The sequence below is a fragment of the Actinokineospora spheciospongiae genome, from assembly GCF_000564855.1.
Classification (GTDB): domain Bacteria; phylum Actinomycetota; class Actinomycetes; order Mycobacteriales; family Pseudonocardiaceae; genus Actinokineospora; species Actinokineospora spheciospongiae.
On sequence record NZ_AYXG01000243.1, the window covers coordinates 1 to 8,240 of the forward strand.

General features: G+C 72.3%; 8 protein-coding genes. 1 reads left to right on the forward strand and 7 read right to left on the reverse strand.

Annotated features, from left to right (window positions below; genetic code table 11):
• Window positions 1–12 precede the first annotated feature (12 nt).
• From UO65_RS31510 to UO65_RS31540, 7 genes are all read right to left on the reverse strand, one after another.
• Window positions 13–663, reverse strand: a complete 651-nt coding sequence (locus UO65_RS31510) for a TNT domain-containing protein (protein WP_035290207.1) — start codon at window positions 661–663, stop codon at window positions 13–15.
• Window positions 664–917: 254 nt separating this feature from the next.
• Window positions 918–1,661 (reverse strand): peptidylprolyl isomerase, encoded by a 744-nt coding sequence (locus tag UO65_RS31515; RefSeq protein WP_052022071.1) that lies wholly within the window; start codon window positions 1,659–1,661, stop codon window positions 918–920.
• A 183-nt stretch (window positions 1,662–1,844) separates the two neighbouring features.
• The gene (locus UO65_RS31520) at window positions 1,845–2,993 is read right to left on the reverse strand and encodes an LCP family protein (protein ID WP_084176432.1); all 1,149 of its coding nucleotides are present in this window, start codon (window positions 2,991–2,993) and stop codon (window positions 1,845–1,847) included.
• 134 nt (window positions 2,994–3,127) lie between these two features.
• Complete coding sequence (locus UO65_RS31525) at window positions 3,128–4,387, reverse strand: SAM-dependent methyltransferase (protein ID WP_035290196.1); 1,260 nt, start codon at window positions 4,385–4,387, stop codon at window positions 3,128–3,130.
• The gene (locus UO65_RS31530; RefSeq protein WP_035290212.1) at window positions 4,384–5,109 is read right to left on the reverse strand and encodes a DUF1365 domain-containing protein; all 726 of its coding nucleotides are present in this window, start codon (window positions 5,107–5,109) and stop codon (window positions 4,384–4,386) included. Before UO65_RS31530 ends, UO65_RS31525 begins: the two co-directional genes overlap by 4 nt.
• A gap of 47 nt (window positions 5,110–5,156) precedes the next feature.
• Window positions 5,157–6,428: an NAD(P)/FAD-dependent oxidoreductase gene (locus tag UO65_RS31535; protein ID WP_035290199.1), complete on the reverse strand. Its 1,272-nt coding sequence runs from the start codon at window positions 6,426–6,428 to the stop codon at window positions 5,157–5,159.
• Between the two features lie 9 nt (window positions 6,429–6,437).
• Window positions 6,438–7,148 (reverse strand): alpha/beta hydrolase, encoded by a 711-nt coding sequence (locus tag UO65_RS31540; RefSeq protein ID WP_035290202.1) that lies wholly within the window; start codon window positions 7,146–7,148, stop codon window positions 6,438–6,440.
• A gap of 95 nt (window positions 7,149–7,243) precedes the next feature.
• Here UO65_RS31540 and UO65_RS31545 point away from each other — a divergent pair, with 95 nt between their 5' ends.
• Window positions 7,244–8,068, forward strand: coding sequence for an alpha/beta fold hydrolase (locus UO65_RS31545; RefSeq protein WP_035290205.1), 825 nt, complete (start codon window positions 7,244–7,246; stop codon window positions 8,066–8,068).
• The last annotated feature ends 172 nt before the right edge of the window (window positions 8,069–8,240 follow it).

Genomic DNA, 8,240 nt, shown 5'->3' on the forward strand with positions numbered 1-8,240 from the left:
ACACCTGCCACTTTAGACAATCCGTTCGAGGTAACCGTTGTCCAACAACCACATCACGTTCACCTGACCGGGTGCTCCCGGGATCAGCGTCCCGTTGAGCTGGTACTGGAGCCCCCCGCCGAGCTGGTAGAACCACGGCGCGATCGGACCGGCGTTCACGTCGAACGGTCGCAGCACCTTGTAGATGTGGTAGTTGCACCCGGCCGCCGGGTTCCCGACCAGGTTGGACGGCGGGATGGATCGGGTCGTGTACGGGAGTCCCTCGGGGGCCAGGAAGCCGCCGAACTCACTGCCGTAGCGGTCGATGCGCTGGCCCCGGAACAGGGTCTGCTCCCACTTGACCGGCGTGCCGTCCCCCCTGAGGACGTAACCGTCCTGCGGCGGGTAGCGCCAACTGTTGGCGGCGTCGTCGTAGTACCTGCCGAGGAAGTCCTCGGTCGAGCGCAGGCCGGTCCGGCTGTAGAGCGCGGTCTGGAAGCCCACCGACCCCAGCCTGGGCAGCGTTTCCGGCCCGAGCCTGCGGTCCCCCTGGTACAGCTCGGCCGAACACTCCCTGGGCGACAGCGGCGCCGCCGCCGTCTCCGCCTGCGCAACGGGCGCGATCACCGTCAGGGCGACCACCCACCCCGCGACGACCGCTCCGACCCGCTGTGTCCACTTCATCTGCTGCGCCTCCGGCACGAAGTTCCCGCTGCCCGGGATCGGGCAGGCCAGACGCTAGCGAGATTCCCCGGGAGCAGAACCCGAAAGTCGCCCGGTTCACCTGTTCGATCTTGAGTGCTCACGCGCCGCTGCCGCGTATTGGTCCGAACGGGTCATCCCGCCGACCCGCCAGGGGGATTTGGGCGCCCCTGGTGTTCACCCGGCGCGCTGTTTCTCGGCGGTCCCGGCCGGGTGTCCGGCCGGGACCGGCGGGGTCACCAGCGGAAGCCGGTGATCCTGGCCCTGGCGATGGTGGTGGTGGCCGCGGGCGTGCCGTCGACCGGGGCGGGGTCCTCGGCGGTGGGGACGGTGCCCGCGGCGGCGACCCGGTCCAGAGTGGTCAGACCCGGCGCGTCGACGGTGCCGAAGACCGTGTAGTTGGCGCGCAGGGCGGAATCGCCGTACACCAGGAAGAACTGGCTGCCGTTGGTGTCGGGGCCCGCGTTGGCCATGGCGAGGACACCGCGGGCGTAGAGCTTGCGGTAGCCGGTGGTGTCGCCGGGGTACGGGGGGAGGTCCGTGGGCAGTTCGTCCCTGTACCGGTAACCGGGGCCGCCTTCGCCGGTGCCGCTCGGGTCACCGCACTGGAGGACCTTGAGGGTGGGGTAGGCGGTGAGCCGGTGGCAGGTGGTGGCGTCGTAGAAGCGGTGCAGGGTGAGGTGCAGGAAGCTCAGGGCCGTGCACGGGGCCTTGGCCAGGTCCAGGGTGACCGTGATGGGGCCCTGGGAGGTGGACAGCTTCACGTCGACCTTGCCGCGGTCGGGGGTGTGCCGGGGGTCCGGGGGCAGCGGGACCGGGCGGACGGCGGGGTCGTCCGGGGTGGCGGTGAACTGGCAGGGGCCGTGGGTGACCGCTGATGGGCGGGGGGCCGGGGTCGCGGTGGCCGGGGGTGCCAGGGCGGTCAGGCCCGCGGCGGTGAGAGCTGCCGCGGTCAGGGCCTGGGACAGACGGGTGCGCAGGGTGGTCACGCGTGTCCTCCTTCGCTGCACGCCGGGGCGGGTGCAGCGAGCGAGTGTACGGGCGCGCGGTGTCACCGCGACAGCGCCGGACAGACCACTCCGAGCGGCGGGGAAGACCTCCAGCGCGCCCGGGCACGCGACTGCCCGCCCTCTCGGCGAGCGGGCGGGCAGTCGCGTGCCGGGCTAGGCGGGTGGGCCGACGATGACGTTGGCCGGGACCTCGGCGTCGGTGCGCAGGGCCTCGAAGAGGGCCAGGGCCTTGGGCTTGTCCCACAGGATGACGTCCTGGCCGCCGACCTTCTTGCTGCCGCTGAACGGGACCGTGGTGGTGATCAGCTCGCTGTCGGCCATGGCCAGGGCCAGACCCGGGAGGTTGTGCAGGTGGTCGCCCTCGTCGACGGTGACGGCGTCGGGGGCGGCGGCGAGGAGGGGGAAGAGGCGGAAGGGGTTGATGAGGGTGCCGACGCTGGTGGCCTTGTCGGTCAGGGCGGAGATGAACTCGCGCTGGCGGATGACCCGGTCGAGGTCGGCGCGGGGGCCCACCCGGGTGCGGACGTAGCCCAGGGCGTTGGCGCCGTCGAGTTCCTGGCAGCCCGCGGGCAGGTCGATGCCCGCGAGCGGGTCCTTGAGGGGTTCCGGCGGGCACATCTCGATGCCGCCGACCGCGTCGACCACGTCGGCGAAGCCGCCGAGGCCGATTTCGATGTAGTGGTCGATGCGCAGGTCGGTGACGCGTTCGACGGTCTGCGCGAGCAGGGCGGGGCCGCCGAAGGCGTAGGCGGCGTTGAGCTTGTTGCTGCCCTTGCCCGGGATCGGCACGTACGAATCGCGCAGCAGCGACACCAGCGTGGGCTTGGTGGCGTTGTCCGGGATGTGCATCAGCATGATGGTGTCGGTGCGGCGGCCCTCGGGGGCGCCGGTGTTCAGGCGGCCCTGGTCCTCGGCGGAGAGGCCCTCGCGGCTGTCGGAGCCGACGATGAGCCAGTTGGTGCCCGCGCCCGCGGCGGGCCTGCCCTCGTAGTCGGTGAGGGCGGCCTCGCGGTTGAGCGAGGTCTCCAGGTAGATCCAGGTGCCCGCGAACAGGGCGACGACCAGCAGCAGCGCCGTCAGGACCACCTTGCGCCAGCGGCGCTTGCGCCGCGGCGGGGCGGGCGGCGGGCCGTAGCCACCGCGACCGCCGCGACCGGCCGGACCGCCGGGTCCACCGGGACCCACCGGGCCGCCGTGGCCGGGTGCGGGGCGGCCAGGCGGGCGGAAGCGCGGGTCGCGCGACGGGCGTCCCTGTGCGGGCTGCTGCCACCCCGGCTGCCGCTGTCCGTGTCCGTAGCTCATCGAGACCCAGCTCTCCTGGAGGCCATGTCGCGGGACTGTCCCACTCATCCTGCAAGACGCCCGACCGGGCCGCAGGTTGCCAGCAGACGATACGGGCCGGGTGACCGGTCAAGATCACCCGACCCGGGCCCGGCTCAGCGGCCGATCGACAACTGCCGGACGTCGAGGTAGCCGGAGCGGAAACCGGCCTCGCAGTAGGCGAGGTAGAACTCCCACATCCGCCGGAACGTCTCGTCGAAGCCCAGGGCGGCGACCCGGGCCCACTGGTCGGTGAACCGCAGGCGCCACTGCCGCAGCGTCTCGGCGTAGTCGTGGCCGAAGTCGCGGTGGGCGTGCACGCGCATCCCGGTGTGCCGGGCCAGGGTGCGGTCGATCGACTCCGCGGAGGGGATGATCCCGCCGGGGAAGACGTACTTGTGAATCCAGGTGTAGGAGTCCTTGGTCGCCAGCATCCGGTCGTCCGGCATGGTGATCGACTGCAGGCCGAAGCGCCCGCCCGGCTTGAGCAGGCGGTCGACCGAGGCGAAGTAGGTCGGCCAGTACCGCTCGCCCACCGCCTCGATCATCTCCACGCTGACCACGGCGTCGTAGCTGCCCTGGGCCTCGCGGTAGTCGCGCAGCAGCACCTGCACCCGGTCGGCGACGCCCGCCTCCTGGACGCGCTGCTCGGCGAGGCGCTTCTGCTCGGTGGAGATGGTCAGCGAGGTGACCCGGGCACCGCGCTGGGCCGCCCGGATGGCCAGGGCGCCCCAGCCGGTGCCGATCTCCAGCACGTGCGACTCCGGCCCGACCCGGGCGTGGTCGAGCACGCCGTCGATCTTGCGGAGCTGGCCCTGGCGCAGGTCGGTGGAGCCGGGGGCGAACCACGCCGAGGAGTAGGTCATGGTCGGGTCGAGGAAGGTCTCGAACAGCTCGTTCGACAGGTCGTAGTGCCGGTGGATGTTGTCCCGGGACCCCTCGACGGTGTTCTCCTCCTCGCTGGGCTGGCTGCGGTCGACCCAGCGGCGGAACGCCTGCAACTTCGGCGGGATGAGGGTGCTCATGCGGGCGGAGAACTCGGTCAGCAGTTCGGCCAGGGAGTTGCTGGTCCAGTCGCCGACCATGTACGCCTCGCCGAAGCCGATCTTGGCGTCGGCGCCGAGCCGGTGGAAGAACGCCGTGGGTCGCAGGACGCGCATGACCGGGGAGTCGGGTCCGCCCGCGCCGATCCGCCGCCCGCCGGGGAAGACGACCCGGACCGGCAGCGTGCGCACGGCGTTGTGGAACAGGCTCCGCGCGACGCGGGCCCGGAAGGGGCTGACCGGCGGGGTGAACAGCCCGTCCCAGTCGTCGGGGCGCGGCCGCGCGGGACCGGCGGGCGCCGTCTCACCGCGCCGGAGCGGGGTCTCGGTCACTGGACTCCTCCTTGCGGGACGTGCCGCGGGCGGCGGGCGATCGGGACGCGGCGCGCCCACAGGGCGATGCCGTGGCGGCGGATGAGGGCGCTGACCCGCTGCGGCATGAGCGGTCGCCGCAGCGCCATCCTCAGCACCTCCGCGGGTGTCGCGGGTGTCCGGACCCCGGACAGGGTGGCCGTGAACGGCGTCGAGCCGTTCTGCCGGAGGGCCACCGTCAGGGCGAGCCTGGCACCGGGCCGGGGCAAGCGCATCAGGTAGTGACCGCCCATCGCCAGGAACGGTGACACGTAGAACTCTTTGGTGGTGCTGGCGCGACCGTCCGCGTCGGTCCGCAGCAGGTAGCAGTGCCGCTCGCCGTAGGTGTTGTGCACCTCGGCGACGACGCACAGCAGCGCACCGGACGCGTCGTGCACCCAGTAGACCGTCAGCGGGTTGAACACGTACCCGAGTACCCGCGCGTTGGCCAGCATCAACACCCGACCGGTCACTTCCACGCCCTGGTCCCCCAACCAGGCGACAAGGTTGTCCTTGATGGACCGGTTCGGGTCGCCGAGGTGGTCGCGGGCCTCGAACCGGGCGAACGGTCGCAACCAGACCGGGAGCCGCGGCAGCCGGTCCAGGTCGACCAGCCAGGTGTAGACCCGGTGGGAGAAGTCGTTGGTGATCCGCTCGCGCCGCACGTGGCTGACCGTGGCGTCGTAGAGGGCGGGCACCACCACCGGTTCGACCGCCGCGGTGCGATCGGCGGTCCCGGTGGACGTTCCGGTCACTTCACCCACCGGGAGCCCAGCGCCTCGGCGGCCCGGACACCGGAGGCGCAACCGTCCTCGTGGAAGCCCCAGCCGTGGTAGGCGCCCGCGTAGGCCAACCGGTCGTCGGTCAGCTCCGGCAGGCGGCGCTGCGCGGCCAGCGACTCCGGGGTGTAGATCGGGTGCTCGTAGGCCATCCAGCGCAGCACCCGGTCCGGGTCGACCTCCTCGGGGGCGTTGAGGGTGACGACGTAGTCCTCCGGTTCGGACAGCCCCATGAGGCGGTTCATGTGGTAGCTGACCTTGACCGGGCCGCTGTCGGAGGAGCAGGCGGGCTTGAGGTGGTTCCACGAGGCGCGGGCGGCGGGCGCGGTGGGCAGGACCGTGGCGTCGGTGTGCAGCAGCGTCTCGTTGCGGGAGTACTCGAACGCGCCGAGCACCTCCCGCTCGGCCGCGGTCGGGTCGACCAGCAGGCGTAACGCCTGGTCGGGGTGGGTGGCCAGGACGACCTTGGCGAACCGGTGCGCCACGTCGGCGTCGTCGCGGACCTCCAGGTGGTCGGCGTGGCGGACCAGGGCGCGCACCGGGGTGGACACCTCGACGGCGGTCAGGCCCTTCACCGCGCGCTCCACATAGGTCCGGGAGCCGCCGACGACGGTCTTCCACTGCGGGGACCCGGTGACCGCGAGCATCCCGTGGTGGTGCAGGAACTCGAACAGGTAGCGCGCCGGGTAGCGCATGGACAGCTCCGCGCCCGCCGACCACACCGCCGAGACCAGCGGGACCAGGAAGTGGTCGACGAAGTAGCGGGAGTACCCGCCGACGACGACGAAGGCGCGCAGGGTGATCTCCCCCGGGTCCTCCCGCAACACCCGGCGGGCGTGCACGTGGAACCGCTTGACCTCGGCGAGCATCCGCAGGTAGCGCGGGTTCGCCAGGTTCCTGGGCTGGGCGAACAGGCCGCTGACCCCGAGGGCGCCCGCGTACTCCAGGCCGCAGCCACGGCAGCGCACGCTCATCGACATCTCGGAGTCGCGGGTGGCCACCCCCAGCTCGCCGAACAGGCGCAGCAGGTTGGGGTAGGTCCGCTCGTTGTGCACGATGAACCCGCTGTCCACCTGGGCCAGGCCACCGTCGCGGGTGGGCAGGTCGTGGGTGTGCGCGTGCCCGCCGAGGCGGTGGTCGGCCTCGAACAGGGTCACGTCGTGACGACGCTGGAGCAGGTACGCGGCGGTCAGACCGGACACCCCGCTCCCGACGACCGCAACGCGCTGCCTCTCGACCGTCACTGCTACCTCCTAGAGCGGAACCCGGAGCCCCTCCACCGAGGGCGTTCGCCAGGCATTCGTTATGACCGGGTCGATCGGTTGGGTGTCGAGCGCACCCAGCGCGAAACCGGTCACCAGCCGGGTCCACTTCCCCGCCTTGCGGAGCATCGCGTGCCCCTCCCCCGGCACGTCGAAGCGCACCACCCGGTCGGTCACGGCACGGGCGCGGCGGGCGAAGTCGTAGGACAGGCGCGGGTCGGTCATCCGGTCCAGCACGCCGTGCGCGATGAGCACGGCCCGGCCCGCCAACTGCTCGACCGGCTCCCCCGGCTTGCACCAGGGCGCCAGCCCGGCCACCGCGACCACCGACGGGTCACCGCCCACGCGCAGCGCGACCCGCCCGCCCATGGAGTGCCCGACCAGCACGACCGGCACGTCGCCGTGGGCGGCGCGGACCCGCTCCAGGGCCCACTCGGCGTCGCGGACCGCGTCCAAGTCGGGGGCGTTCCAGCCGCGGTAGCGGTTCTTCAGCAGCCAGACGGCGACACCGGCGTCGGCGCCGCGCCGGTGCAGGTCGCGGGCGAACGGGACCATGCGCAGGTAGGCGAGCTGGTGGCGGGTGACCGGGGCGCGGCTGCGCTCGCGGCCACCGTGCAGCACCAGCACCACGGCGCGGACGCCACGACCGGGCGCCGGGTCGAACACCGTCAGGTGCGGTCGGGGTTGCGAGGCGTTGTCCACGGTGCAATCTTCGCCGCGGTCCGCCCACCCGGCCTGCCGTGGAATCCGCGACCCACGTCACAGGGACTGTCGGTGGGTGCCGATAACCTCCCCGGGTGAGCGAGTACGGCCAGATCGAGACGACCAGCGGGACCTTCGACAGCATCTCCGCCGGGGGTCCCGGCGACCCGCCGGTGCTGCTGCTGCACGGGTTCCCGCAGGCCGCGCAGGAGTGGGCGCACCAGGTGGCGGTGCTGGGGCACGCGGGCAGGCGGGCGGTGGCGTTCGACCAGCGCGGCTACTCCCCCGGGGTCCGCCCGGAGGACGTCCTCGACTACCGGATGGAAGAGCTGGTCACCGACGTGCTGGCGGTGACCGACGCGCTCGGCTGGCCGGAGTTCGACCTGGTCGGCCACGACTGGGGGGCGGCGGTGGCGTGGAACGTGGCCGCGTCGTTCCCCGAGCGGGTGCGCACGCTGACCGCGGTGTCCATCCCGCACCCGGGCGCCCTGCACGCCGCGCTGCGCGAGGACGAGGACCAGCACCTGCGCTCGCAGTACATGTCGGTCTTCCGCGAGCGCACCGCCGAGCGCAAGCTCCTCGCCGACGACGCGGCGCTGCTGCGGCGCATCTTCGACTGGAAGATCCCGCCGTCGGCGGTGGACGAGTACGTGGGCCGGATGAGCGAGCCGGGGGCCCTCACGGCCGCGCTGAACTGGTACCGGGCGATGCACCACAACCCGATCCCGGACCGGGTGGCGGTGCCGACGATGTACGTGTGGAGCACCGAGGACGCGGCGATCGGGTCGACGGCGGCGCTGGGGTGCGAGAAGTGGGTGAGCGGGCCGTACCGGTTCGAGATGGTGGAGGACGTGTCGCACTGGGTGCCTGAGGAGGCTCCGGACCTGATGACCGGGTTGATCCTCGACCACATCCGTTAGCGTGGGGGTCGGGCTGCCCGGCTTTGAAGCGCCGGTCTTTTGGTGGGTGTGCTCGGCCGTGCGCTTCGGCTCAGGCCCGGTCTTTTGGTGGTGGCGCCCGGCCGTGCGCTTCGGCTCAGGCCCGGTCGTTTTGTGGGTGTGCCCGGCTGGGTGGATGTGTTTGGCCGGGGCC